This is a genomic window from Micromonospora sp. B006 (genome assembly GCF_003408515.1).
Lineage (GTDB): Bacteria > Actinomycetota > Actinomycetes > Mycobacteriales > Micromonosporaceae > Micromonospora > Micromonospora echinospora_A.
On record NZ_CP030865.1, the window covers coordinates 1719108 to 1743413 of the forward strand.

Consider the following 24306-nt stretch of genomic DNA (forward strand, 5'->3'; position numbering starts at 1 on the left):
GATGACCGCGACCGCCGAGGCGTCCGTGCCGGATCTGGCGTCCCTGCAACAGCGCGCGGCCGAACGGGCCGCGCAACGGGCCGGAGGACGCGACCGGTTGCGCGGGCACATCGTCTGCGACGGCCTGGTGCGCATCTTCAAGACCGAGGGCGTCGAGGTCGTCGCCCTGCAGGGCCTCGACCTGGTCATCGACCGGGGTGAGCTGGTCGCGATCGTCGGCGCCTCCGGCTCCGGCAAGTCGACGCTGCTGAACATCCTGTCCGGCCTGGACACGCCGACCGCCGGCATCGCCCGGGTCGCCGACTACGACCTGCTGTCGCTGTCGAACAAGCGACGGCTGGCCTACCGGCGGGAGGTGGTCGGGTTCATCTGGCAGCAGACCGGCCGCAACCTGCTGCCGTACCTGACCGCGCTGGAGAACGTGGAGCTGCCGATGAAGCTGGCCGGGCGGGCCGGCGGGCGGCGCAAGCGGCGGGAGCGGGCCCGCGAGCTGCTGGACATGGTCGGCGTCGGCTACTGCGCGGACCGCCGGCCGGGCCAGATGAGCGGCGGCGAGCAGCAGCGCTGCGCGGTCGCCGTGGCGGTCGCGAACGACCCGGAGATCCTCTTCGCCGACGAGCCGACGGGTGAGCTGGACGAGGCCACCGGCGCCGAGGTGTTCGCCGCGCTGCGCACCATCAACGCCGAGCTGGGGGTCACCATCGTGGTGGTCACCCACGACCACGCCGTGGCCGGCCAGGTCCGCCGTACCGTCGCGATCCGCGACGGCCGGACCGCCTCCGAGGTACGCCGGACCGCGCGCGTCACCGCCGACGGCGGCACCGAGATGGTCAGCGAGGAGTACGCGGTGCTGGACCGCACCGGCCGGATGCAACTGCCGGCGCAGTTCGTGGAGGCGTTGTCGCTGCGTGACCGGGTCCGGCTCAACCTGGAACCCGACCACGTCGAGGTGCGCCCCGGCGACCGGACGCACGCCGAGGAGAGTGAGTGATGACCGACCAGACAGTGGTGCTGCCGGCGACGGCAGTGGAGGACGTGGTCCAGGTCGAGGGGGTGAGCCGCACCTTCGGCAAGGGCGAGCACGCCGTGCACGCCGTACAGGACGTCTCCTTCACCGCCCGGCGCGGCGAGCTGGTCGCGGTGCGGGGCCGCTCCGGCGCCGGCAAGACCACGCTGCTGAACCTGGTCGGCGGCCTGGACCGGCCGGACTCCGGCCTTATCCGGGTGGCCGGGCACGAGGTCACCGCGGCGGGCGAGCGGGAGCTGCTGGCGTTGCGCCGGGGCACGATCGGGTTCGTGTTCCAGACGTTCGGCCTGGTGCCGATCCTGTCCGCGGCGGAGAACGTGGGGGTGCCGTTGCGGCTGGCCAAGGTGCCGGCGGCCGAGCGGGAGCAGCGGGTGGCGGTGCTGCTGGAGCTGGTCGGGCTGGGCGGGCACGCGGCGCAGCGCCCGTACGAGCTGTCCGGCGGGCAGCAGCAGCGGGTGGCGGTGGCCCGGGCGCTGGCGAACGAGCCGGACCTGCTGATCGCCGACGAGCCGACCGGTCAGCTCGACTCCGAGACCGGGCGGTTGATCATGGACCTGCTCCGGGCCGTGGTGCATGCCCGGGGGATGACCGCCCTGGTGGCCACGCACGATCCGGCGCTGATCGAGATGGCCGACCGGACGCTGACGCTGCGCGACGGCCGGCTGGCGCCGGAGGACTGACCCGGGTGACCGGGCCGCGCGCCTTCGGGTGGCGGCCCGGTACCTGATCACGTCCCGGTGCCGGGTCGCAGGCCGGTCAGAGCGCCAGCTTCATGCCCTCGTGGCTGGCCACGAAGCCGAGGTCGCGGTAGAACCGGTGCGCGTCGGCGCGCTGCTTGTCGGTGGTGAGCTGCACCAGCGCACAGCCACGCTCCCGGGCCCGGTCGATCGCCCAGCGCATCATCGTCCCGCCCAGCCCACGGCCGCGCCGGTCGGAGCGGACCCGCACGGACTCGATCAGGCATCGCTCGGCGCCGTGCCGCCCCAGCCCGGGGATGTACGTGAGCTGGAAGCAGCCGACCAGCTCCCCGTCGTCGTCGGCGACGATCAGCTCGTTGCGCGGATCGGCGTCGAGGTCGGCGAACGCCCGCTCGTACGCCTCGTCCACCTCGGGCAGGTCACGGGTACGCCCCAGCACGTCGTCGGCGAGCAGCGCGAGCACGGCGGGCAGGTCGGCGCGGACCGCCTCCCGGAAGATCACCTCGGTCACCGGGCCAGCCTGGCACAGCCCCTCGTGCCGGTGTCGGCCGGGCTTCCGGCTGGTCCGGTGCCGAGGAGGTGCGCGGCGTCAGCCGCCGTCCAGCCAGCTGCGCAGCGCCCACCACCAGTGCACGGTCTCCGGCACCGTGCACCGCGCGCCCTCCTCGACCGGCGGCCCGCCGGTCAGCTCCCGCAGCCGCCGCAGCCGGTAGCGCACCGTGTTCGGGTGCACGTGCAGCGCGGCGGCGGTCTGGTCCAGCCGCTGGCCGTGGTGCAGCCAGGCGAGCGCGGTGCCGGCGAGCTCCCGGTGGAAGCCGTCGGCCGGGTCGAGCGCGCCGAGCAGGGCGGCCCGCAGCAGCTCGGCCAGGACCGGCTGGGCGGCCAGCGCGGTCTCCCCGGCCAGGTCGGTGACCTGCCGCAGGCCGCCCAGCCGCCGGTGGGCCGCGGTGGCCAGGGCCGCCAGGCAGAGCGCGTACATGGCCGGGGCCCGCTCCAGCGGCTGCGCGGGCGCGACAAGCGTCAGCAGGTCTGCCGGCGCGGCGTCGGGCAGGCGCGGGAGCAGCCCGGCGAGCCGGTCGTCGACGGTGCCCAGCAGGCCGCCGTGCCGGGTGAGCTGCCGGTGCAGGGCGTGCGCCCGGACCGGGTCGGGCGGCGCGGCGACCAGGCAGTGGTAGCGCCCGTCCGGCCGCAGCCCGAACCGGGTCAGCTCGGCCGGGAGCGTACCGGCGGGTCCGTCGCGCAGCAGCCGCCGCAGCAGGTGCACTCGGGCCGCCGCGCCCGTGCGGAGCAGGTCCCGTTCGGCCGCCCGGTGCCCGTCGACCACCGCCCGCTCCACCGCCGCGGCGTACCGGCCGATGGTGAGCAGCCCTTCCAGCAGCACCTCGTCGGCGATGCCGGCGGCCCGGCCGTGCCGCACCACGAGTTCCACCGCCCGGTCCCGTCCGGCCTGCACCCCGCGCAGCAGCCCGGCCACCGTGACGCCCTGCGCGGCCCGGTCCGCGCCCAGCCGGCGTGCCTCGGCGAAGTCCCGCCCGGCCGGATCCTCGTGGCGTTCCAGCGCCCCGAGGCCGCTGGTCAGCAGCAGGACGACCTGGCGGCGTACCTCGTCGGCGGGCAGCCGGGCCACCTCGGGGGAGTCCGCACGGGCGGCCCGCGCCACCTCGTCGACCGCGGCCGGATCGGCGGACAGGTCGCGCAGCAACGCGCCGAAGGTGGGGACGTTCCCGGTCCGGGTCACGCCGCCTCCCGTTGTCGTCGCGGCACAACCGGGCCGCGCGGGCGTTGACGTCCGGTCCCTAGCCGAGGCGGCCGGATGGTTGCTCTCCTGGTTGTTACCGCAAGGTAACACCGTTCGCGCCACTGAGAAACGTCGATGTCGTACCGGCTGCCAGGAGGCGTCCATGACCCCCGTGCCACTCCGCCCGCCCCGATCCCGCCGCCGAGCCGCCCTCGCCGTGCTGGCTGCGCTCGCCCTCGTCGCCCCGGCCCCGCTGATGACGGCGCCCGCGCCGGCCGCCGCCGCTGTCGCGCTCCAGGAGGTGATGTTCGTCGGCAACAACTGGGACGGCACCGCCGACGTCATCCGGTCCCGTGGCGACTACGCCAAGCTCGGCCGGATCAACGTGATCCCGGACCGCGCCGCGCGGCTGCGCGAGATCTACCTCAACCCGATCAAGCTGGCGTACTTCCTCGGCATCCGGCAGGGCCCGGGGGAGGGCCACGACCAGTTCGTCGACGACATGTACACCACCCCCGACGGCAGCGCGGTAGTGGTGTCCCGGCCCAGCTTCGCCGACGTCGTCTCGATCGACCTCGCCACCGGCGCGCTGCGCTGGCGGTTCCCGGTCTCCGGCTACCGCTCCGACCACATGGCCGTGTCGCCCGACGGCACCCGGGTCGCGGTCTCCGCCTCCACCTCCAACACCGTGCACGTGCTGGACATCCGCACCGGAGCGCAGCTCGGCTCGTTCGGCACCGGCGACAAGCCGCACGAGAACATCTACACCGACGGCGGCACCCGCCTGTGGAACATGTCCATCGGCGAGGTCAACACCGACCTGGACGCGCCCTGGCTCGACTGGACCAAGGGCGACCGGCGCATCACCGTCGCCGACACCACCACCTACCAGGTGGTCAAGGTGATCGACATGCGGGACCGCCTCGACGCCGCCGGCCGGCGCGACCTCTCCGACGCGGTCCGCCCGGCCGTGTTCACCCCCGACGGCAGCCGGCTCTACTTCCAGGTGTCCTTCTTCAACGGCGTGATCGAGTACGACGTGGCCACCGACCGGGTCACCCGCGTCGCCACGCTGCCGAAGAACCCGGCCACCAGCGAGGACCGCACCACCTGGGTCAACGACTCCCGGCACCACGGCCTGTCGATGAGCCCCGACGGCACCCGGATCTGCGTCGCCGGGACCATGGACGACTACGCCACCGTGCTCGACCGGGCCACGTTGCGCGAGGGGCCGCTCGTGCCCGCGAGCAAGCCGTACTGGGCCACCGTCAGCGGGGACGGCCGGGACTGCGTGATCTCCGAATCCGGCGCGGACCAGGTCACCGCGATCAACTTCGCGACCGGGCAGAAGGTCGCGAGCGTCCCGGTCGGCGACCACCCCCAGCGCGTCCGCGTCGGGCACGTGCCGGAGGGCTGGACGCCCCCGTCCGCCGGCTGACCGCCGACGTTCGACCGGCCGGCGTCCGGCTCCCGGCCGCCGGCCGGACCGTCACCGGGCAGGGCAGCGCAGCCCTTCGCGGGGGACGGTGAGCGAGATCAGGTACGCGTCGACCGCCGACGTCACGCACGACGTCTGCGGGTAGGCGGTGTGCCCCTCGCCCTCCCAGGTGAGCACCCGCCCCACGCCCAGCATCGAGGCCAGGGCGGGCGTCTGCTCGTACGGCGTCGCCGGGTCACCCGTGGTGCCGACCACCAGGATCGGCGGCGCGCCGTTCGCCCGACCGGTCGGATAGGGGTCGCGCTCGCCGGGCCACTCCACGCAGCCGAGCATCCCGACCGCCAGGGCGGGACCGAACAGCGGGTACTTCTGCCGCCACTGCGACTGCAACGAGCGGACCTGCTCGCGGGTCGGCTTCTCGGTCTCGTCGGCGCAGTTGACCGCCAGGTTGGCGTCGAACAGGTTGGAGTAGTGCCCGTCGGGCTCGCGGCCCGCGTACGAGTCGGCCAGCTTGAACACGGCGTCCGGGTCGCCGCCCTGCAGCTCGTCGATCGCCCGGGCCAGCTCCTGCCAGCCCTGCTCGGTGTAGAGCGAGGAGATCACCGCGTAGAAGACCCAGCCGGAGGTCGCCTCCCGGCCGTCCTGCCCGCGTACCGGGGAGGTCTTCGCCTTGGCGATCGCGTCGGTGACCGCGCCCCGGGCGTCCGGGGCGATCGGGCAGCGGCCGGCGTTCGCCGCGCACCAGCGGGAGAAGTTGTCGAACGCCCGCTCGAAGCCCTTCGCCTGGCTCTCCGACCCGGCGATCAGCTTCTGCTGCGGGTCCACCGCGCCGTCGAGCACCAGCGCGCGCACACGCTGCGGATAGAGCTGGGCGTAGGTGGCGCCGAGCAGCGTGCCGTAGGAGTAGCCGAGGTACGTCAGCTTGTCGTCGCCGACCGCCGCGCGGACCGCGTCCATGTCGCGGGCCGCCTGCTCGGTGCCGTAGAGCGGGAGCTGGTCGCCGTACTTCGCGCCGCACCGCTCGCCGATGCGCCGGTTGAGGCCGACGAAGCCGTCGAACGACGACTGGCTCTCCGGGTCGGGGTCGTAGCCGAAGCTGGCGTCCAGGTCGGAGTCGGAGATGCACTTGACCGGGCTGGACCGGGCCACCCCTCGCGGGTCGAAGCCGACGATGTCGAACCGGTCGGTGACCGCCGTCGGCAGGCCGCCGAACGCCGGCCCGAAGGACAGGTAGACGGCGGTGTCCACGCCCGAGGCGCCCGGCCCGCCGGGGTTGACCACCAGCGAACCGATCCGGTCGCGCTGCTTGGTCGAACGGGCCCGGATCAGCGCGATCTCGAACGTCTCGCCCGCGCGCGGCCCGGCGGTCGCGCCGGTGGTTGCCCCGGTGCCCCAGTTGCGCGGCACGGCGATGCGGGCGCAGTCGTAGCGCATGTCCGCAGCGCCCCGGCCGACCAGCTCGTTCGGCACCTCCGGGCAGGCCCGCCACTCCGGGGCGGTACCCGGCGGGGCGGCCTCGCCCTCGCTCTCGGCGCGCGGGGCGAACGCCGGCAGCGTGCAGCCGGCGGTGAGCACCACCGCCGCGACGAACGCGGCCAGGGCGGGCCGGAACCGGCGGGTCCGGTCGGGGAAGCGGGTCACGTCGGCGCCTTCCATGATCGTGTCGACCGTCAGGCTACGCCCGGCCGCGGGTGTCACCGACCGTCGCCGCCGGATCGCCGCGCAGCACCTCGTCGACGTCGTAGCGGATCGGGCGGTCGAGCTGGCTGTAGTCGCACGAGCGGGGATCACGGTCGGGCCGCCAGCGCAGGAACCGGGCGGTGTGCCGCAGCCGGTCGCCCTCCATCGCGTCGTACGCCACCTCGACCACCAGCTCCGGGCGCAGCGGCTCCCACTCCAGATTCTTGCCGCCGGTCCACCGGCTCACCCCGCCCGGGATGCGCTGGCCCCGCTCGTGGTCGCCGTGCACCCACGGGTGCTCGCCGCCCACCTCGCGGTAGGGCTCCAGCTCGTCCAGCAGCTCCTTGCGGCGGGCCATGGTGAACGAGGAGCTGACGCCGATGTGGTGCAGCACGCCCTGGTCGTCGTAGAGGCCCAGCAGCAGCGAGCCCACCACCGGGCCGGACTTGTGCCAGCGGAAGCCGGCCACCACCGCGTCCATCGTGCGCGCGTGCTTGACCTTGAACATGAGCCGCTTGCCCGGCTCGTACGGCAGGTCGGCCGGCTTGACGATCAGCCCGTCCAGGCCGGCGCCCTCGAACACCTCGAACCAGCGGCGGGCCGTCTCCGGGTCGGTGGTCACCTGGGTCACGTGCACCGGCGGGCGCACCCCGGACAGCGCCTGCTCCAACCGCTCGCGGCGGCGGGGGTAGGGCTGCTCGGTGAGCAGCTCGTCGTCGATCGCCAGCAGATCGAACGCGACGAAGTCGGCCGGAGTGGTCTCGGCCAGCAGCTTCACCCGGGAGGCGGCCGGATGGATCCGTTGGGCCAGCAGCTCGAAGTCGAGCCGCGGCTGCCCGCCCGGCCCGTCCCGGCGGATCACGATCAGCTCGCCGTCGACCGCGCACCGGGGCGGGAGCTGCCGGCGTGCCTGCTCCACCACCTCGGGGAAGTAGCGCGTCATCGACTTGCCGCCCCGGCTGGCCAGCTCGACCTCGTCACCGTCGCGGAACACGATGCAGCGGAAGCCGTCCCACTTCGGCTCGTAGGTCAGACCGGGATCGGTGGGCAGCTCGGCCACGCTCTTGGCCAGCATCGGCTCGACCGGAGGGTTGATCGGCAGGTCCACGGCGACCAGTCAACCAGACGCCACCGACAGTGGTGAGGCAGATCACCGGCGGGAGCCGGGTGCCGTGTCCCGGCCCGGACGTGTTCGTCACCGTCGCCCGGATGGTGGAACCGCAGGTCAGAGCTACCGTCGCGGCGTGCCGGAGTGGAGCTGCGGATGCTGCGGGCGCTGGCGGGTCAGCGTCGAGCTGATCCGTGGCCGCTACCGCTACCGGCTGGCGCACCGCTACCCGCCCGAGCACGGCGGCGGCGCGAACGTGGTCGGCGAGGTGGGCTCGGTCACCGAGCTGGAGCGGCTGCTGAAGCGGTACGCCCCGGTCACCCTGGCCGACCTCCACGAGGCCGCCTGACCCCGCGCCGCCTGCCCCTCGCGTCGCCTGCCCCTCGCATCAGCGGACCTGGTCGGCTGCGGCCGGGCGCCGGGCGGTGGAACACCCGGCCCAGGCATCTCAGCAGCCCTGCGAACCGGCGATCTTGGAGTTGTGGCACCTCGCGAAGTTCGCCAAAGGGGACATCCTGGGCGCCACAACTCCAAGATCGCCGGGCGAGGGCGGGCGAGGGCGGGCGAGGGCGGGCGAGGGCGGGCGAGGGCGGGCGCGGGCGGGCGCGGGCGGGCGCGGGTGGGCGAGGGTGCGAGGGGCGAAGGGCGGGCGTGCGGGGCGGCGAACGAGCGGGGTGCGGGCGTAGCCTGAGCTGACGCGTCCACGGGGAGGAACGCCGATGCGGTTCGTGGAGTCCGTCGAGATCGCCGCCGACGTCGACCGGGTCTGGGCGGTGCAGACCGACGTGGAGCGCTGGCCGGAGTGGACACCCTCGGTCACCGCCGCACGCCGGCTGGAACCCGGTCCGCTGGCGCTCGGTTCGACCGCCCGGCTGGAGCAGCCGCGCCTGCGTCCGTCGGTGTGGCGGGTCACCGAGATCGAGCCGCCGTACTCCTTCGTCTGGGAGTCCACGGGCCCGGGCGTGCGCAGCCGGGGTGAGCACCGCCTCGTCGCGCTCGGCGACGGCCGCACCCGGGCGGAACTGGCCCTGGTGCAGACCGGTCCGCTGGCCGGCCTGATCGGGTTGCTCGCCGGGTCGATGATGCGCCGCTACCTGCGGCAGGAGGCGGACGGGCTCAGGCGCCGCTGCGAGACCCGCTGACCGGTGTCCGTGCGGCAGCTCAGGCGCCGTCGGGACAGGCAGGGGCCGGCGCCGGGGCGTCGAGCGTCTTCTCCAGCACCGCGAGGCGGTTGCCGTTCTCGTCCGGCCGGTGCGCCACCACCCGGTAGCCGCGCCGCGCGTACAGGGCCAGGTTCGCCGCGCTGTCCGCGCCGGTGAACAGCGCGAACCGGGTCACCCGGCCCGCGCAGGCGTGCTCGACCGCGTCCAGCAGCAGCCCGCCGACGCCCCGGCCCTGCTGGTCCGGCGCGACCGAGAGGCGACCCACGTGGGCGGTGTCGCCGTCGACGCGGGCGCGTACCGAGCCGACCAGGCGGGGGCCGCTGCGCGCGGCGAGCACCACGTCCGGGCCGGCCAGCGCCGCCCGGACCTCGTCCAGCGTCTCGGTCAGCGGGGGCAGGAAGACGTCCCGGTAGCGCTGCGCCTCCACCAGGTACGCGGCGCGCTGCACGGTGAGGATCTCACCGGCGTCGGCGACGTTCGCGGGGGCGATGGTCACGTCGGTCACCGGCTCAGCTCACCACAGGCCGGGGCGGCCGTACCCTGGCGGGTGTTCCCCGTGAGCGAGGAGGTGGCCGCCGTGCCCGAGCTGACGTACCCCGAGGTGGGCGCGACCCGCGACGGCGGCCTGCCGGCCGGCTACCACCACCTGCGCCACCGGGTCCGGCTGCCGGACGGCGGCTTCCCGGTCGCGGCGGACGCGCTGCTGGGCTGGCGGCTGCACCGCGCCGCCGGTGTGGTGATGCGCGCGGACGCGCCGCGCGCGGCTCCCGGGGTACGTGTCACGCCGGGACTGGGCGTCGGCCCGGTGCGGCTGTGGGGTCCGACCGAGGTGGTCTGGACGGTGGACGAGCCGGACCGGGCCGGCTTCGGCTACGGCACGCTGCCCGGGCATCCGGAGGTCGGCGAGGAGGCGTTCCTGGTCACCCGGGGCGCCGACGGCGTCTGGTTCGAGGTGACCGCGTTCAGCCGCCCCGCCCACTGGTACGTGCGGGCCGGCGGGCCGGTCGTGCTCGGCTTCCAACGGGCGTACGCCTGGTGGCTGGGCCGGACGCTGCGGCGGCTGTGCCGGCGGCGCTGAGCGGTCAGTAGCGGGCGAAGGAGCGGATCGGGGCGCGCGGGCCGTACTTCGGCGCCTGCACACCTGCCGCCTCCAGCAGCACGCACACCCGGCCCCGGTGCCCCCGGAACGGCTCCAGCAGCGCCAGCATCCGGGCGTCGTCGCCGCGCGGCTCCCCGGCCAGCGCCCAGGCCACCGTGTTCGGCACGTGGTAGTCGCCGACGCTGACCGCGTCCGGGTCGCCGTACGCGATCCGCACCACCTCGGCGGCGGTCCACGGCCCGATCCCGGGGATCGCGGTGAGCCGCCGGGTGGCCTCCGCCGAGTCGGCGCAGCGTTCCAGCCGGTCCGCGACGGCCGCCGCGCGGCGCAGCGTGTCGGCGCGTCGCTGCTCCACCCCGAACGGGTGGAACACCCAGTACGGCGTGGCCGCCACCGCGGCCGGCTCCGGCGGCAGCAGCAGCGGTTGCAGTGGTCCGGGGGCGGGCTCCCGGAAGTGCCGCACCGTCGCGGCGTACGCCCGGTACGCCTCCTTGCCGGTGACCTTCTGCTCGAAGACGGCCCGCAGCAGCCGGGGGAAGACCTGCCCGGTGGCGGGCATCCGCAGCCCGTGGTGGGTGTGCGCGAGGCGGGCCACCAGCGGATGCGCGGCGGCGAGCGCGGCGAACCCGGTCAGGTCGTCGCACAGCCCGGCGATCCGGTCGGCCCGCTCGACCACCCAGTCGGCGCCCGGCCCGTACCCCTCGGCGGTCAGCTCGCCGGTTTCCGGGCGCAGCGCCAGCGTGGCCGGGCCGTCCGGGGTGCGGGTTGCCCACCAGAACGTGCCGGCGGCGATCCGCGCGCACGGGTCGTACGGGCTGAACGTGAGCGCCCGCACCGACGCGGCCAGCCGGTAGCCGGCCGGGGGGCGCAGCGTGCGGCGTGCGGCGGGCGAGGTCATCCGGTCACTCTGCCACGCGGTCCGGCGGTGACGGCGGACACGCCGTGCCGGGAGGCGGGGCGATGCCGGTGCGCCCCGCCTCCCGGGTCCACGACGGCGACCGGCCGCGCCCTCCCCGGCGGCGACCGGTCACCGTGACCTGGTACGTCAGTACGAGTAGTCCGACCCGCCGCCGGAGCTGTTCGAGCTGCCCGCCGCGGGCGGCGCGACCGCCTTGGGCGTGCCGGTCGGCAGGCAGGTCAGGTTCTTCTTGCCGTTCGGGTCGACCACGAACCAGGTGCCGCCGACGCCCTGGCCCTTCCACTGGCCCGGCTTCTTGTCGCCGATGTAGCGGTAGACGGGCCAGCCGCCGATGGTGAGCTGCCGGGTGCCGTCCTGGCGGGTGATGGTGCCGACGTTGTCGTCGGAGACGCCACGCAGCTTCGGGTTGCCGTCGGTGAGCGACGGCGGCCAGACCTCGGCGCACTTGTCCACGCAGTTGGACTGCGGCGGGTCGTCGGAGTCCTTGTCGAACCGGTACAGCACCCAGCCGTCCTGGTCGGTGACGACGCGGCCCATCCGGGGCAGCTTCTTGCCGACCAGCTCGTCGGTGATCTTCACGTTGGCCGGGGGCGCCTTGTCCGCTACCGGCTCCTCCTCGGGAGCCGCCGACGCCTCCGGCTCGGCCGCCGCGGTGGGTTCGGCCGCGGCGACGGCGACCGGCTCGGCCGCGCTCGAGTTCGCCCCGTTGTAGCCTGCGGGGGCGCAGGCCGTAAGTGCGACCATCGCGCTCGCGACGATGACGGTCGTCCGCTTGTGGTGTGCCACGTGCCCTCCTCGTTCTTGGCAGTTCGCCGAGTAGTACGGGCGCGGCACTGTCAAGGTTGAAGTCGAAACGGTGGCACATTTCACAGTGGACTGATTGAACCGATAGCCGTTCTGGCGCGTGCGTCAGCACGAGGGGGTCCGCCGGCCGGGGCACGACACGACGGCGCCGGGCGGTCCAGCCGCCCGGCGCCGTCGTCGTACCGGATCAGATGTCGTCCACCGTCACCAGCGGACTCGCCACCCCGTTCGCGTCGACCGACTGCACCTGAAGCTTGTCGATGTCGCGCACCGGGGCGGAGGTGGACGCGGTCAGCTCCAGCGGAAGCTGGTTCTGGTTCGTGCCGTACCCGCCGGCCGGCACCGACCAGGTGGAGATGACCTCGCTGGTGGCGTTCTTGCGCACCACCACCAGCCGGCAGACACGCGGCCCGGGCAGGCGGCTCAGCTGCACCGAGACCTGCGTGCCGTACTCCTTGCGCGCCAGCCACATGGTGGTCTGCACGCCGGTGCCCGCGTCGGTGGCGTTGTGCTGGTCGCCCTCGATCGGCTTCTCCCCGCCGACGCCCGGATCGTTCGGGTTGCCCGGCTCGCCGCTCGGCGCCGCGGTCGGCGCCGTCTGCGTCGGCCCGGCCTGCGGCGTCGGCGCCGGCTCGTCGCCGAGCATCCCGGCGGCGACCCCGCTCAGGCCGCCGAACACCACCACTGCCGCCGCTGTCGCCAACAACTGCCGCACCCGGGTACGACGGCGGTCCCGCCGCACCGCCACCAGCGTCCGGTCCAGCAGCGCCGGATCGGTGTGCGTCTGCTCCAGCGCGGCCATCGCCTCGCCGTCTATGCCGGAGAGCAGCCCCACCACCGGGACCATCGTCTCCAGTTCCGCAGCGCAGGCCCAGCAGGTGGCCAGGTGCTCCTCGAACCGCTCCGCGTCCTGCGCGTCCAGCACGCCGAGCGCGTACGCGGCGACGTCCATGTGATCGGCCCGGCTCATTCGGTCACCCCCCTCTCCTGCAGAGCCGTGCGCAGCGCGCGCAGCGCGTAGTAGACCCGCGACTTGGCGGTGCCGAGCGGAAGCCCCAGCTCCTCGGCGGCCTCCGGCACGGTGCGTCCCCGGAAGTACGTCGCCACCAGGATCTCCCGGTGCGACTGACTCAGCGTACGCAGCGCGTCCGCCACCGTCATCGTGCGCAGCACCCGGTCGGTGCTGTCCGACTCGGCGAACGCGGTCAGATCCCGGTCGTACGTCTCCGGCGGGCGGGCCTGCTCGCTGCGGTGCTCGTCGATGGCGATCCGCCGGGCCACCGTGACCAGCCAGGGACGCAACGAGCCCTGGCCCTGCACGCCGAGCCGGTGCGCGTTGCGCCAGGCCCGCAGCAGCGTCTCCTGCACGATGTCCTCGGCCCGCTGCCGGTCCCCGCCGGTCAGCCGCATCACGAACATCAGCAGCGGGCCGGCGTGCTCCGCGTACAGCAGACGGATCAGCTGGTCGGAGTGGCTGGCCTCGGCGGAGGTCGCCTGGTGGCGTCCGGGAGCGGGTCGCGGCGGCACCGGGTCATTCTGGCGATCGGCGGGCCGGGCGTCGACCCCCCGGCGTGAACGCGAGGCGCGCGAGTGTGGTTGTGCCCGGGCGAACATCCACTCGGGCCGCGCCACTTCGCCGTGCCAGCCGGCCGCCACCGCATGCATGCAGACCTCCGCTGTCCAATGACATCAGCCGGCCCCCCACGGGCATGGCCGCCCGGTGATACGCAGCCACCAGCCGATCGGATCAACGTTTGACGGAAAAAATTCCTGGCGGCGGGGGAGTGGAGTCGACGGCGTCCGCGTCGTGGACCACCGCCGCTCCGCCGGTGAAGCGGTCCAGCTCCGCGTCGGCCAGCACCCGCCCGGGGAACCAGTCGCCGGCCGCCCGCCGGGCCAGCTCCGGCACCGGCGGCTCCACCCGGGACGCCACCAGCACCAGGTTGCCGTACCGGCGGCCGCGCAGCACCGCCGCGTCGCCGACCAGGCAGGCCCGGGGCAGCACGGTACGCACGGTCGCGACCTGTGCCTTCGCGTGCCGCAGCGGCGGGCCGTCGGCCACGTTCGCCAGGTAGCTGCCGCCGGGCGCCAGCACCCGGGCCACCTCGGCGGCGTACTCCACCGAGGTCAGATGCGCCGGGGTACGGGCGCCGGCGAACACGTCCGCCACGATCACGTCGTACGCGCCGTCGCGGCTCGACGTCAGCGTGGCCCGCGCGTCGGCCACCCGTACCTTCAGCCTCGGATCGGACGGCCAGGGCAGCTCGCGGCGGACCAGCTCCACCAGCGCGCCGTCCACCTCGGACACCCGCTGCGTCGAACCCGGGCGGGTGGCCTGCACGTACCGGGGCAGGGTGAGCGCGCCGCCGCCCAGGTGCAGCACCCGCAGCGGCGCCCCGGCCGGCGCCACCAGGTCCAGCGCGGCGGCGAGCCGCCGGACGTACTCGAACTCCAGGTGAGCCGGGTCGGTCAGATCCACATGCGACTGCGGCGCGCCGTCCAGCAGCAGCGTCCACGAGCCCGGGCGGTCGACGTCCGGCACCAGCTCGGCCCGCCCGGTGTCGACGTCGGCCACCACCCGGTCGGAGTCGCGTCGCCGGCCCATCAGCGCCGCATCCCGCGCGCCGCCGTGGTGAGCACCCGGTGCAGCAGCCGCGCGTCGCCGAGCATCCCGCGCAGCCGCCGTTCCAGCCCGGCGATCGGCACCAGGTTCTGCGGGGCACGCGGATCCTTGTACGGGGTGGAGGCGAACCGGGGCAGCGTCACCAGCGACAGGTCGGCCAGCGCGACCGCCTCCGGCACTGTCAGGTCGGCCGAGCACTCCACCCGCACGATCCCGGCCCACGGCGCGCCGGCGCGCACCGGCAGCCGCAGATACCAGGACCAGCCGCCCCACGCCGTGCCCAGCCGGAACACCGGGCAGCGCTCACCCGGCGCCAGCCCGGTCACCACAGCTGTCAGCCGCGCGTCGAGGTACTGGCTGTGCTGCGTCTTGATGTACCCGAGCGTGCGCGGTAGGTTCCGCCGGCTGCGCAGCGGACCGTCCACCACCAGCAGGTCGCCGTCGGTGCGTACCGCGTCGGAGACGGCCACCTCCAGCGCGGTCAGCGGCGCCTGCACCGCGGCGGGCAGCTTGCTCAGCTCGCCGGTGCCGCTGACCCGGTGCACCGGGTAGCGGACCGTACCGGCGACCACGTCCTGCGCCGACGGGCTCGCGGTGAACAACCCCCGGCCGACCCGGGCGCCGGCCAGCTCGGCGGCGCCCCGGTCCAGGTCGCAGCGGACCACCCCGGCCGCGTACGAGGCGGCGATGCCGGGGAACGAGCCGCCGTCCTCCTCGGCCGTCCAGACGCTGGCGTCGATCCGGCGTACCCCGTCGACAAGCAGCACCACGTCCGGCGACCGCACCCCGGCGCGGGGGCCGATCGCCCGCCAGTCGGTGGCCGGCAGCTCGACGTCGGCGTCCACCTGGGCGCTGCTCGGCGCAGCCGGACCGGCCCCACCGGCCGCCTCGAACGACGCGCCGTACGCCGGATCCCACGCGTCGACGAAGAACGCCGGCGACGGCCCGGTCACGCGGCGCTCCACCGGACCGTGCCGGTCACAGGCCGGTCCGTTCCACGCGGGCCGTCCGCGCGTCCTTGCGCACCTCGAACCGGACCGGGATCCGCTCGGCCAGCGCCGGCACGTGGGTGACCACGCCGACCATCCGGTCGCCCCGGGCGGCCAGGTTCTCCAGCGTGGCCGCGACCGTGTCCAGCGTCGCCGCGTCCAGCGTGCCGAACCCCTCGTCCAGGACGATCGACTCCAGGCTGGCGGCGGTGGTGGACATGCCGGCGAGCTGCTCGGACAGCGCCAGCGCCAGCGCCAGCGACGCCTGGAACGTCTCCCCGCCGGACAGTGTGCGCACCCCGCGCCGCAGCCCGGCGTCGTGGTGGTCGACCACGAAGAACTCGCCCTTGTCGTGCACCAGGTCGTACTGCCCGCCGGACAGCTCCCGCAGGATCCGCGACGCGCCGTCGACGAGCAGGTCCAGCGCCTCGGTGAGCAGCCAGCGCTCGAAGTTGTTGGCCCGCAGGTGCGAGGCGAGCGCCCGCGCCACCCGCGCCTCGTGCTCGTGCCCGGCCCGCTGCTCCCGCAGGCCGGCGGCCTGCTCGCGGCGTTCGTCCAGGCGGCGCAACTCCGCCTCGGCCCGCTCCACCGCCACCGCCGCGTCGCGCGACGCGTCCTGCGGCGCGTCCAGCCCGGCCGCGGTGAACAGCGCGGCGATCCGGCCGGCGACCTCGGCCGCGGCCCGCTGCGCCGCGTCCACCGAGCCGGCAAGCCCGTCGCGGTCCGCGCGCCGCGCCCGCGCCTGCTCGTCCGCCCAGCCGGCCAGCGTCGCCCACGCCGCCGCCACGTCGTCCCGGTCGGCGGCCGGCGGCCCGAACCGGGCCAGCCCGTCGCGTACCGCGTCGAAGTCACGCCAGGCCCGGCGCAGCCGATCCTGCGCGGTGTCGAGCGCGCCCCGCGCCCGCCGGGCCGCCTCCCGGCCGGCCCGCACCGCGCCCGCCGCCTCCTCCAAGGCGGCGCGCAGCCGGGCGTGCTCGGCCAGCGACTCCCGCAGCCGCTCCGGCGCGGGCGCGTCCGCGAGCTGCCCGTCCAGCTCCGCCAGGCGCGCGCCGAGCTGATCGTGCTGGGTGCGGGCGCGCAGCAGCACCCGGTCCAGCTCGCGCGCGGCGGCGTCGCGTTCCTGCACCAGCCGCTTGGCCGCCTCGCTCGCCGCCCGCGCCGACTTGCCCGCCTCGATCGCCCGGCTCACCGCCGAGCCCTTCGGCACCGCCGGCACGGCGGTGACCGTCTGCTCGCACACCGGGCAGGGCGCGCCGTCGACCAGGTGCGCCCGCAGCGCCACCGCCTGGTCGGCGGCCTTCGCCTCCTCGTGCGCGCGGAACGCCGCCTCCAGCTGCGCCTCGGCCCGCTGCGCGTCCGCGCCCGCCGCCGCCAGCGCCGCCACCGCGGCGTCGTGCTCGGTGCGCGCCACGTCCACCGCCGCGCGGACCGTCGCCGCCTCCGCGGTCAGCCGGTCCCGGTCCGCGTACGCCTTCAGGTGCAGCCGCAGCGCGCTCTCGTCACCGGCGGCGGCCAGCTCCCCGCGCAGCTTCTCCTCGCGCTCCTCGGCCAGCCCGACCGCTGCAGCCGCCTCGTCGGCGGCCACCCGGGCCTGCGCCACCGCCCGCGCCAGCTCGGCGGTGCCGTCCGGCGGCCGGACCCCGGCCAGCACACCCAGCTCGGCGTCGAGGGCGGCCAGCGCCGCGGCCCGCTCACCCGCCGTCGCCCGGGCCTGCTCCCATTCGGGTACGGCGGCAGCGACCGCAGCGGCCAGTTCCCGCATCGCGTCCACGCGCTCCCGGGCGGCGGCCAGGCTCTCGTCGTCCACGTCGGCGAGCCCGCCGAGCATCTTGTCGACGGTCTCCAGCTTCGCCTCGGCCTGCCCGGCCCGCTCGACCGCCTTCTTCTGCACCGACTCGTAGACGCCCAGCCCGAGCAGGTTCACCAGGATCTGCTGCCGGGTGGCCGGCTTCGCGTGCAGGAAGTCGGCGAACTGCCCCTGCGGCAGCACCACGCAGGAGGTGAACTGCTCGTACGGCAACCCGACCGCGTCGAGCACCGCCTGCTCCATCTCGGCCGGGGTGCCGGCCACCACCTCGCCCAGATCCTCCGGGCTGAGCCCGGTGTCGAGCTTGGTGACGTCGAACCCCGGCGGCATGAGCTGGAGACCGGCGTTCGCCGTCTTCACGGTGCCCCGCCCGTCCCGGCGCACCACCCGGGTCGCCACGTAGCGGTCCCCGGCGGACTCGAAGACCAGCCGGACCCGCGCCTCGGTCGCCGACGGCGCCAGCGCGTTCGCCAGCCCGCGCGTGCCGCCCCAGCGCGGCACCGTGCCGTAGAGGGCGAAGCAGATCGCGTCGAGCACCGTCGACTTGCCCGAACCGGTCGGCCCGACCAGCGCGAAGAAGTCGGCGTCGGTGAAGTCGACTGTCGTCTCGTCGCGGAACACCGTGAACCCGGCCATGTCCAGTCGCATCGGCCGCATCAGTGCTCCACCTCCTCCAGCAGCTCGTCGAAGAGCTCCCGGACACCCTCGTCGGCGTGCCCGCGGCTGTCCAGGTAGTCGCCGAACAACTCGCCCGGCGACCGCCCGGCCCGCTGGGCGGTGCGTGTCCCGCTGCCCGGCGCGGGCACCATCTCCGGGTCGATCCGGATCTCCAGCGCCCGGGGCAGCATCTCCTGCACCTCCTCGCGCAGCCCGGCCCGGGGCTGCTCCCGGACGTAGACGCGCAGCCACCCCTCCGGCGGCTCGATCTCGGCGAGCTGCGCGAGCGTGCCGCGTACCGTGCGCAGCGGCACCGCGTCCGGCACCGGCACCTCCCGGATGCGGGCGGCGGTGGTCGCTGTCACCTCCACGATCGTCACCGAGCTGACGTTCTCCTGCTCACCGAAGTCGACAGCCAGCGGGCTGCCGCTGTAGCGGATCGGGCAGGGGCCGATGACCCGCTGCGAGCGGTGCAGGTGACCCAGCGCCACGTAGTGCGCGTTGCCGGGGAAGACGGTGGCCGGGACCGCGTACCCGAGCACCGTGTGCGCGTCCCGCTCGCCGCCGCCGGTGCTCGCGCCGACCACAGTGAGGTGCGCGGTCACCAGGTGCACCCGGTCCGGCTCGGCGAACCCCTCGGCGAGCCGGTCCAGCACCCGGCCCAGGTGGTCGGCGTACGTCTGGTTGGCCTCGGCCGGGGTGAGCGTGTACATCTCCACCGCGCGCACCGCGTACCGCTGGGACAGGAACGGCAGCGCGGCCAGCCGCCAGCGCTCCCCGCCGGCGGTGACCCCGTCGATGACGTGCTCGTCGGGGTTCTCCCGGACGCTGCCGCGCAGCGTGATCCCGGCGGCCTCGGCCCACGGGCGCAGCGCGTCCAGCGCCGCGCCGTTGTCGTGGTTGCCGCCGATCGCCACCACGTCGGCCCCGGTCCGCCGCAGCGCGGTGAGCGCCCGGGTGACCAGGCGCGTCGCCTCCGGGGTGGGCGCGGCGGTGTCGTACAGGTCACCGGCCACGATGACCAGGTCGGGGCGTTCGCGCTGGGCGATCTCGATCACCTGGGCGAGGACCTGCTTGTGCTCCTCGGCCCGGGACTGCCCCTTGAGGACCTTGCCGACGTGCCAGTCGGAGGTGTGCAGGATCTTCATCTGGGTGCCGCCTAGAACGGGATGTCGTCGTCGGAGGAGCCGGAGCCGACCACCGCGAACGGATCGGCGGCCTGGGTGATCGACCGTAGCGTCTCCGAGGGCGCGCGGCCCGCCTCCGAGACCCGGGTGGCCCACGCCGGGAACGGGAACTCCAGGCAGAGCGGCACCGGGATGTCCGGCTGGTTGACGAACATCGTGCCCGGCTTGGCCAGCAGCGCCCGCTGCCGCTGGGCGGGCGGCAGGAAGCCGTACTCCGGGCGGGACGCCTCGGCCGGGTCGAGCCGGCCCACCACCCGGATCGCCGAGTTGGTGACGATCCGCCGCTCCACCTCGCTGGCGGTCTGCTGCGCACCGACCAGGATCACGCCCAGCGAACGGCCCCGCTCGGCGATGTCGAGCAGCACCTCCTTGATCGGGGACGAGCCCTCCCGCGGCGCGTACTTGTTCAGCTCGTCCAGCACGACGAACAGCAGCGGCTTGGCGGTGCCCGCCTTCTCCTTGCGCTCGAACTCGCTCTTGAGCGTCACGCCGACCACGAACCGCTGCGCGCGATCCGGCAGGTTGTGCAGGTCGACCACGGTCACCTGGGCGCTCTCCGCCGTGTTGATCGAGTGCGGACGGCGGGACGCCAGATCACCCCGGATCAGCCGGCCCAGGTCCTTCTTGCTGCCGATGAGCCGGCGGGCGAACGCGTTCACGGTGCCCAGCCCGACCGCGCTGCCGGCCCACTCGCCGCGCGTCTCGTCGTCGTTGAGCTGCTCGACCACGTGGTCGACCAGATCCGCGTACGAGCCGAGCCGCACCCCGTCGATGCTCACCCCGCCGTCGGCGGGCTGGGCGTAGCGGGCCAGGTGCGCGGCGACTGAGTGGACCACCATCGTGTACTGCTGGCGCTCGTCGTCGGCGTCGGCGAACACGTACGGCAGGAGCCGGTCGGCGCAGAACTCGGACAGCGTCCAGTAGAAGCTGTCGACGCCGGTGAGCCGGCTGCTCACATCGGGCGTGCCGGAGGAGTCGCCGACCCGCGGCGGGGCGTACACCCGCACGTCCGGGAACGCGCCGGCATCAAGGCCCAGCTTCGCGTACGCCGCCCGCGTCGGGTCGTCGAGCCGGCTGTTCGGGTGGTCGAGGAAGAGCAGGTCCTCGCCCTTCACGTTGAAGATCAGCGCCTTGGCGTTCACCGCGTCGCCGCCCAGCACGCCGGAGCGGAACACCGAGTAGAGCAGGAACGTGGCGAAGCTCGTCTTGGTGGCGACGCCGGAGATGCCGGAGATCGACACGTGCGCGCCCCTGGTGCCGTCGAGGAAGTCGGCGTTGAGGTAGACCGGCACGCCGTCGCGGCCCATCCCCATCGGGATCCGCCGCTCCATCCGGTCGAAGTGCAGCGCCCGCGCCCGCGCGTCCCCCTCGGCCCGGTGCACCACCGCGCCCGGCGTGGGCGGCACGTAGAACTCCGGGTCGACGCGGGTGGTGGTGACCTCGGCGGCCTCCTGCACCTGCGCCGGCAGCGTGCCGTCGGCGATGGCGAAGACGTCGGAGTCGAACTGCGCCCCCTCGTGCCGGGCGCGCACCTGGGTCACCACCCCGGCGATCGTCACCGGCTCACGGTCGGGCAGCTCCCGGCGGGTCACCACCACGTCGTCCAGCTGCAGGTAGCTGCCCGGCGCGACAGCCGTCCAGAAGGTGAGCGGGGTGGCGTCGGCGGTGCCGAGCACCCGGCCGACACCCTCGCCGGGCCCGTCGAGCTGGTCGTCGGTCATCGGCGATCTCCGGTCGGCTGGTCGTACCGTTGGCGGTGCACGTCGTGCATCCTGCCCGAGGGATGCGACAGGTTGCCACGCGACGCGGCGGACGCCACGCCGGCCGTGCGCCGAACGGTAGCCGCCCGGATCCGCCCGGCCACGGTCCGTACGTTTCCGCCCGCCCCGGCGCTGTCTTCGGCCCCCGGCCCGGCCGGCCCGGTGGAACGTCATGGGTGTCTCCGCGCGCTTTTGACACCCATGACGTTCCACTCGCCCCGCGCACCCCGGTTGCTTGGCGAGTTTCGGTCAGGTGTGAGCGACAAGTCGCCATAGTTCGCCGCTCGGCGCGAGAGCCGCCCCAAATGTCGAGACCCACGTCCCGCTGTCCGGGAAGCTCGGAGATCTTGGTACGAGAGCGCCCTCATAGGGGCCGTTCGGTACCAAGATCTCGGGAGCCGGGAGCCGGGAGCCGGGAGCCGGGAGCCGGGAGCCGGGTGCGGCTCAGGCGGCGGGGGCGGATCCGGCGGGTGTGTGGTCGGCGGGGTCGCGGGCGTACCGCAGCATGAGCACCCCGTCTGCGGCGGCCAGCACGTGGCGCAGCGGCAGGTGGCGGGGTGGGCTGGCGTCCCCGGCGGTGATCCGGCCCGGACCGGCGCCGGCGAGCAGGGGCGCCACGGTCAGGCACAGCTCGTCGACGAGGTCGGCGGCGGTGAGCGCGCCGAACAGGTGCGGGCCGCCCTCGCAGAGCACCTGGTCCAGGCCGTGGCGGCGCAACTCGGCCAGGCTGGCAGCGAGGTCGACCCGGCCGGTGCCGCAGCGGACCAGGTCGGCGACGTCGGTGAGGCCGGGCGGCGGTACGGCGTCGGCGTGCGTGAGCACCACCGGCCGGACCGGGGCGTCGGCGAACGCGGCCTGGGCCGGGTCGAGGTCGAGCGAGCCGGAGACGACCACGAGCGTCGGGAACTCGGCCAGCCCTCGTTCGCGGCGCCAGGCCCGGCGTTCCGGGCTCAGCCGGAGAGCCCGGTAGCCCTCGTGGCGCAGCGTGCCGGCGGCCACCACGAGAGCGTCGCAGAGCATCCGCAGCAGCCCGAAGACCCGCTTGTCGGGCTCGCCGGAGAGCCCGGCGGAGTAGCCGTCCAGAGTGACCGCGCCGTCGGCGCTGGAGACGAAGTTGACCCGCAGGTGCGGGTGGGTCGCCCGGCCGTAGAGCGCGGTGAGTTCCGGATCGGTCAGCGCGCCGGTGACGGGTGCGGGCCAGATCCGTTCGATCGGGGTTCCGACGCTCATTCGCCGGCCGGACCGGTGACCGGAGGGGTGGGTTCGGGGGTACGGTGCTGGCAGTCGCACCACTTCCGGCCAGGACAGTCGTCGTGCCGCCGTTCCCGGCAGGCTCGGCAGATCATGCAGGCAGCCTATGCCGAGGAAGGATGGGACGTCGTGTCGCGTCAGATTCTCCAGCTCATGGTGTCGCTGGCCGGGGTCCGGCCGCGGGTGTGGCGGCGGATTCTGGTGCCTGGCGGCTACACGCTGGACCGGCTGCACCGGGTGATCCAGCACGCGATGGGCTGGCGCGACTGCCACCTGCACTCGTTCGACGTGGACGGCCGGCAGTACGGCGAACCCGATCCGGACGGCGAGTTGGTGCTGCGCGACGAGCTGGACGTGCGGCTGGACGCGGTCGTGGGCAAGGGCGACCGGTTCCGCTACACCTACGACTTCGGTGACTGGTGGGAGCACGACCTGGTGGTGGAGGACTGCTGTGCCGCCGACCCGGACGAGCGTTACCCGGTCTGCCTGGACGGTGAGCGGGCCTGCCCGCCGGAGGACGTGGGTGGTCCCGCCGGGTACGCGGTCCTGCTGGCCGCGCTCGCCGATCCGGCGCACCCGGAGCACCTGACGATGCGCGAGTGGGCCGGGCCGGCATTCGATCCGGCCGCGTTCGACAGCGACCGCGCCACCGTCCTGCTGCGCCGCTGCTGCTGACCGCGCCTCCCGCGCCGCTGATCGCGCCTCCCGCGCCGCTGATCGCGCCGCCCGCGCGCCGCTGAGCGCGGGTTCCGAGGAGGGTCACCCGGCGGCGCGGTAACGAAATGGGAACGCTCCCAACGGTCTATTGACACCCCTGTCACCTCCCGGCAACCTCATGGGAGCGCTCCCGAGAGTGGTGCGGATCTCCCTCCTGCCCGCTCCGGCCCGCGCGAAACGCACCCCCCACCACACAGCAGATATCGCCTCACCACCGAAAGAGGGGTCTCGGATGAGCGTCCCAATCCGCCGTCGGCGGTTCGCGGCCATCGCGCTCGCGTCCGTCGTCGTGCTCGGCACCACCGCCGCCTGCGGCGACGACTCGGACAGCAGCGACAGCGGCAGCGGCAGCGGCCCGATCACGCTGGTCGTCGACGTCTTCGGCGACCAGGGCTTCGGCTACGAAGAGCTGTACAAGCAGTACGAAGCGGAGCACACGAACGTCAAGATCCAGGAGCGGGGCAAGGGTCTCGGCCTCGGTGACTACAACACCCGCCTGACGCAGCAGATCACCGCCGGCTCGGGCGCCGGTGACGTGGTGGCCCTGGAAGAGGGCACGATCGTCCAGTTCTACGCCCAGGCCGACAAGTTCGTGAACCTCGCCGACCACGGCGCGAACGACCTCAAGGGCAACTTCCTGCCGTGGAAGTGGGAGCAGGGCACCACCCCCGACGGCAAGGTGCTGGGCCTCGGCACCGACGTCGGCTCGATGGCGCTGTGCTACCGCAGCGACCTGTTCAAGGCCGCCGGGCTGCCCACCGACCGCGAGCAGGTCGGCGCGCTCTGGCCGACCTGGGACGAGTTCATCGCCACCGGCCAGAAGTTCGCCGCCGCCGACAAGAAGCACAAGTTCGTCGACTCGGCGACCAACTTCTACAACGTGGTGCTGATGCAGGTCGCGGGCCAGGGCAGCGGCTACACGTACTACGACAAGAGCAACAAGATGGTCATCGACCAGAACGCGGACGTGAAGACGGCGTACGACCTCACCACCAAGATGATCGCCGCCGGGCTGTCCAACAACCTCCAGTCGTTCTCCAACGAGTGGAACGCCGGCTTCAAGAACGGCACCTTCGCCACCATCGCCTGCCCCGCCTGGATGACCGGTGTCATCAAGGGCCAGGCCGGTGACGCGGCGGCCGGCAAGTGGGACATCGCCAAGGCGCCGGGCGCCGGTGGCAACTGGGGCGGTTCCTTCCTGGGCGTGCCGAAGTCGAGCAAGCACCAGAAGGAGGCCGCGGAGCTGGCCAAGTTCCTGACCAGCGCCAAGGGTCAGATCGGCGCGTACAAGGCGGTCGGCAACCTGCCGTCGAACCCGCAGGCGCTCACCGACCCGGCCGTCGCCGACTCGACCAACGACTACTTCAGCAAGGCCCCGGTCGGCAAGATCTTCGCCGCCGGCGCCACCGAGCTGAAGCCGGTCTACCTCGGCCCGAAGAACAACGCGGTCCGCACCGCCGTGGAGAACACGCTGCGCGCCGTGGAGCAGGGCAAGTCGGCCGGCGACCAGTGGCAGGCGGCCCTGAAGAACGGTGCGGCCGCCGGTAAGTGACCGGTTGAGCCGCCCGCGGGTGGCGTCGGCAGCCCACGCTGCCGGCGCCACCCGCGGTGCCCGCAGAGTCCGGCGTCGCCCGTGTGGCG

The 24306-nt window shown here is 74.3% G+C and carries 23 protein-coding genes; 8 read left to right on the forward strand and 15 right to left on the reverse strand.

What is annotated here, in order from left to right:
• Position 1: 1 nt before the first annotated feature.
• Entirely contained in the window at positions 2-991 is a 990-nt protein-coding gene (locus tag MicB006_RS08275; protein ID WP_073830145.1) for an ABC transporter ATP-binding protein, read from the forward strand.
• Positions 991-1707: an ABC transporter ATP-binding protein gene (locus tag MicB006_RS08280; protein WP_116505023.1), complete on the forward strand. Its 717-nt coding sequence runs from the start codon at positions 991-993 to the stop codon at positions 1705-1707. The genes MicB006_RS08275 and MicB006_RS08280 overlap by 1 nt, the downstream gene beginning before the upstream one ends.
• A gap of 76 nt (positions 1708-1783) precedes the next feature.
• On the opposite strand, the gene MicB006_RS08285 is transcribed toward MicB006_RS08280, so the two are convergent.
• Both MicB006_RS08285 and MicB006_RS08290 read right to left on the reverse strand, forming a co-directional pair.
• Positions 1784-2236, reverse strand: a complete 453-nt coding sequence (locus tag MicB006_RS08285; protein WP_116505025.1) for a GNAT family N-acetyltransferase — start codon at positions 2234-2236, stop codon at positions 1784-1786.
• Between the two features lie 78 nt (positions 2237-2314).
• Positions 2315-3463, reverse strand: coding sequence for a helix-turn-helix domain-containing protein (locus tag MicB006_RS08290; protein WP_116505027.1), 1149 nt, complete (start codon positions 3461-3463; stop codon positions 2315-2317).
• Between the two features lie 163 nt (positions 3464-3626).
• On the opposite strand from MicB006_RS08290, the gene MicB006_RS08295 reads away from it, so the two are divergent.
• On the forward strand, positions 3627-4901 hold the full coding sequence (locus tag MicB006_RS08295) for a YncE family protein (protein WP_116505029.1): 1275 nt from the start codon (positions 3627-3629) through the stop codon (positions 4899-4901).
• Positions 4902-4952: 51 nt separating this feature from the next.
• Here MicB006_RS08295 and MicB006_RS08300 read toward each other — a convergent pair whose 3' ends face one another.
• Positions 4953-6542, reverse strand: a complete 1590-nt coding sequence (locus MicB006_RS08300; protein ID WP_116511258.1) for an alpha/beta hydrolase — start codon at positions 6540-6542, stop codon at positions 4953-4955.
• 34 nt (positions 6543-6576) lie between these two features.
• Positions 6577-7689, reverse strand: coding sequence for an ATP-dependent DNA ligase (locus MicB006_RS08305; RefSeq protein WP_116505031.1), 1113 nt, complete (start codon positions 7687-7689; stop codon positions 6577-6579).
• A gap of 136 nt (positions 7690-7825) precedes the next feature.
• Here MicB006_RS08305 and MicB006_RS08310 point away from each other — a divergent pair, with 136 nt between their 5' ends.
• Positions 7826-8038: a hypothetical protein gene (locus MicB006_RS08310; protein ID WP_116505033.1), complete on the forward strand. Its 213-nt coding sequence runs from the start codon at positions 7826-7828 to the stop codon at positions 8036-8038.
• A gap of 370 nt (positions 8039-8408) precedes the next feature.
• Positions 8409-8831, forward strand: a complete 423-nt coding sequence (locus MicB006_RS08315; RefSeq protein ID WP_116505035.1) for an SRPBCC family protein — start codon at positions 8409-8411, stop codon at positions 8829-8831.
• A 19-nt stretch (positions 8832-8850) separates the two neighbouring features.
• Here MicB006_RS08315 and MicB006_RS08320 read toward each other — a convergent pair whose 3' ends face one another.
• Complete coding sequence (locus MicB006_RS08320) at positions 8851-9357, reverse strand: GNAT family N-acetyltransferase (RefSeq protein ID WP_116505037.1); 507 nt, start codon at positions 9355-9357, stop codon at positions 8851-8853.
• Positions 9358-9408: 51 nt separating this feature from the next.
• On the opposite strand from MicB006_RS08320, the gene MicB006_RS08325 reads away from it, so the two are divergent.
• Complete coding sequence (locus MicB006_RS08325) at positions 9409-9930, forward strand: DUF1990 family protein (protein ID WP_116511259.1); 522 nt, start codon at positions 9409-9411, stop codon at positions 9928-9930.
• 4 nt (positions 9931-9934) lie between these two features.
• Here MicB006_RS08325 and MicB006_RS08330 read toward each other — a convergent pair whose 3' ends face one another.
• The 10 genes from MicB006_RS08330 to MicB006_RS08375 form a co-directional block, all read right to left on the reverse strand.
• The gene (locus MicB006_RS08330; RefSeq protein WP_116505038.1) at positions 9935-10849 is read right to left on the reverse strand and encodes a DNA-3-methyladenine glycosylase; all 915 of its coding nucleotides are present in this window, start codon (positions 10847-10849) and stop codon (positions 9935-9937) included.
• A gap of 147 nt (positions 10850-10996) precedes the next feature.
• Positions 10997-11656, reverse strand: coding sequence for a hypothetical protein (locus tag MicB006_RS08335; protein ID WP_104114373.1), 660 nt, complete (start codon positions 11654-11656; stop codon positions 10997-10999).
• 205 nt (positions 11657-11861) lie between these two features.
• Complete coding sequence (locus MicB006_RS08340; RefSeq protein WP_073830135.1) at positions 11862-12644, reverse strand: anti-sigma factor; 783 nt, start codon at positions 12642-12644, stop codon at positions 11862-11864.
• Positions 12641-13339 carry a sigma-70 family RNA polymerase sigma factor gene (locus tag MicB006_RS08345; RefSeq protein ID WP_073830134.1) on the reverse strand — a complete coding sequence of 233 codons (699 nt, stop codon included), beginning with the start codon at positions 13337-13339 and terminating at the stop codon, positions 12641-12643. The genes MicB006_RS08340 and MicB006_RS08345 overlap by 4 nt, the downstream gene beginning before the upstream one ends.
• 82 nt (positions 13340-13421) lie before the next feature.
• Positions 13422-14279 carry a spermidine synthase gene (locus MicB006_RS08350; protein ID WP_116505040.1) on the reverse strand — a complete coding sequence of 286 codons (858 nt, stop codon included), beginning with the start codon at positions 14277-14279 and terminating at the stop codon, positions 13422-13424.
• The gene (locus MicB006_RS08355; protein WP_116511261.1) at positions 14279-15250 is read right to left on the reverse strand and encodes a hypothetical protein; all 972 of its coding nucleotides are present in this window, start codon (positions 15248-15250) and stop codon (positions 14279-14281) included. Before MicB006_RS08355 ends, MicB006_RS08350 begins: the two co-directional genes overlap by 1 nt.
• A gap of 25 nt (positions 15251-15275) precedes the next feature.
• On the reverse strand, positions 15276-17750 hold the full coding sequence (locus MicB006_RS08360; protein ID WP_116505042.1) for an AAA family ATPase: 2475 nt from the start codon (positions 17748-17750) through the stop codon (positions 15276-15278).
• Complete coding sequence (locus tag MicB006_RS08365) at positions 17750-18898, reverse strand: exonuclease SbcCD subunit D (protein ID WP_116505044.1); 1149 nt, start codon at positions 18896-18898, stop codon at positions 17750-17752. The genes MicB006_RS08360 and MicB006_RS08365 overlap by 1 nt, the downstream gene beginning before the upstream one ends.
• Positions 18899-18909: 11 nt before the next feature.
• Positions 18910-20658 carry an ATP-binding protein gene (locus MicB006_RS08370; RefSeq protein ID WP_116505046.1) on the reverse strand — a complete coding sequence of 583 codons (1749 nt, stop codon included), beginning with the start codon at positions 20656-20658 and terminating at the stop codon, positions 18910-18912.
• A gap of 483 nt (positions 20659-21141) precedes the next feature.
• Complete coding sequence (locus tag MicB006_RS08375; protein WP_116505048.1) at positions 21142-21927, reverse strand: pyrimidine reductase family protein; 786 nt, start codon at positions 21925-21927, stop codon at positions 21142-21144.
• 150 nt (positions 21928-22077) lie between these two features.
• Between MicB006_RS08375 and MicB006_RS08380 the strand changes: the two genes are divergently transcribed.
• Together MicB006_RS08380 and MicB006_RS08385 are read left to right on the forward strand one after the other, a co-directional pair.
• Positions 22078-22623, forward strand: a complete 546-nt coding sequence (locus tag MicB006_RS08380) for a plasmid pRiA4b ORF-3 family protein (protein ID WP_192900206.1) — start codon at positions 22078-22080, stop codon at positions 22621-22623.
• Between the two features lie 274 nt (positions 22624-22897).
• Complete coding sequence (locus MicB006_RS08385; protein ID WP_116505052.1) at positions 22898-24217, forward strand: ABC transporter substrate-binding protein; 1320 nt, start codon at positions 22898-22900, stop codon at positions 24215-24217.
• Positions 24218-24306: the final 89 nt, after the last annotated feature.

Bases quoted from the DNA above. Each gene is read 5' to 3' on its own strand.
- MicB006_RS08275 (WP_073830145.1), top strand. From the start codon at position 2: ATGACCGCGACCGCCGAGGCGTCCGTGCCGGATCTGGCGTCCCTGCAA.
- MicB006_RS08280 (WP_116505023.1), top strand. From the start codon at position 991: ATGACCGACCAGACAGTGGTGCTGCCGGCGACGGCAGTGGAGGACGTG.
- MicB006_RS08315 (WP_116505035.1), top strand. From the start codon at position 8,409: ATGCGGTTCGTGGAGTCCGTCGAGATCGCCGCCGACGTCGACCGGGTC.
- MicB006_RS08360 (WP_116505042.1), bottom strand. From the start codon at position 17,750: ATGCGGCCGATGCGACTGGACATGGCCGGGTTCACGGTGTTCCGCGAC.
- MicB006_RS08365 (WP_116505044.1), bottom strand. From the start codon at position 18,898: ATGAAGATCCTGCACACCTCCGACTGGCACGTCGGCAAGGTCCTCAAG.
- MicB006_RS08330 (WP_116505038.1), bottom strand. From the start codon at position 10,849: ATGACCTCGCCCGCCGCACGCCGCACGCTGCGCCCCCCGGCCGGCTAC.
- MicB006_RS08295 (WP_116505029.1), top strand. From the start codon at position 3,627: ATGACCCCCGTGCCACTCCGCCCGCCCCGATCCCGCCGCCGAGCCGCC.
- MicB006_RS08370 (WP_116505046.1), bottom strand. From the start codon at position 20,658: ATGACCGACGACCAGCTCGACGGGCCCGGCGAGGGTGTCGGCCGGGTG.
- MicB006_RS08345 (WP_073830134.1), bottom strand. From the start codon at position 13,339: ATGCATGCGGTGGCGGCCGGCTGGCACGGCGAAGTGGCGCGGCCCGAG.
- MicB006_RS08350 (WP_116505040.1), bottom strand. From the start codon at position 14,279: ATGGGCCGGCGACGCGACTCCGACCGGGTGGTGGCCGACGTCGACACC.
- MicB006_RS08340 (WP_073830135.1), bottom strand. From the start codon at position 12,644: ATGAGCCGGGCCGATCACATGGACGTCGCCGCGTACGCGCTCGGCGTG.
- MicB006_RS08375 (WP_116505048.1), bottom strand. From the start codon at position 21,927: ATGAGCGTCGGAACCCCGATCGAACGGATCTGGCCCGCACCCGTCACC.
- MicB006_RS08385 (WP_116505052.1), top strand. From the start codon at position 22,898: ATGAGCGTCCCAATCCGCCGTCGGCGGTTCGCGGCCATCGCGCTCGCG.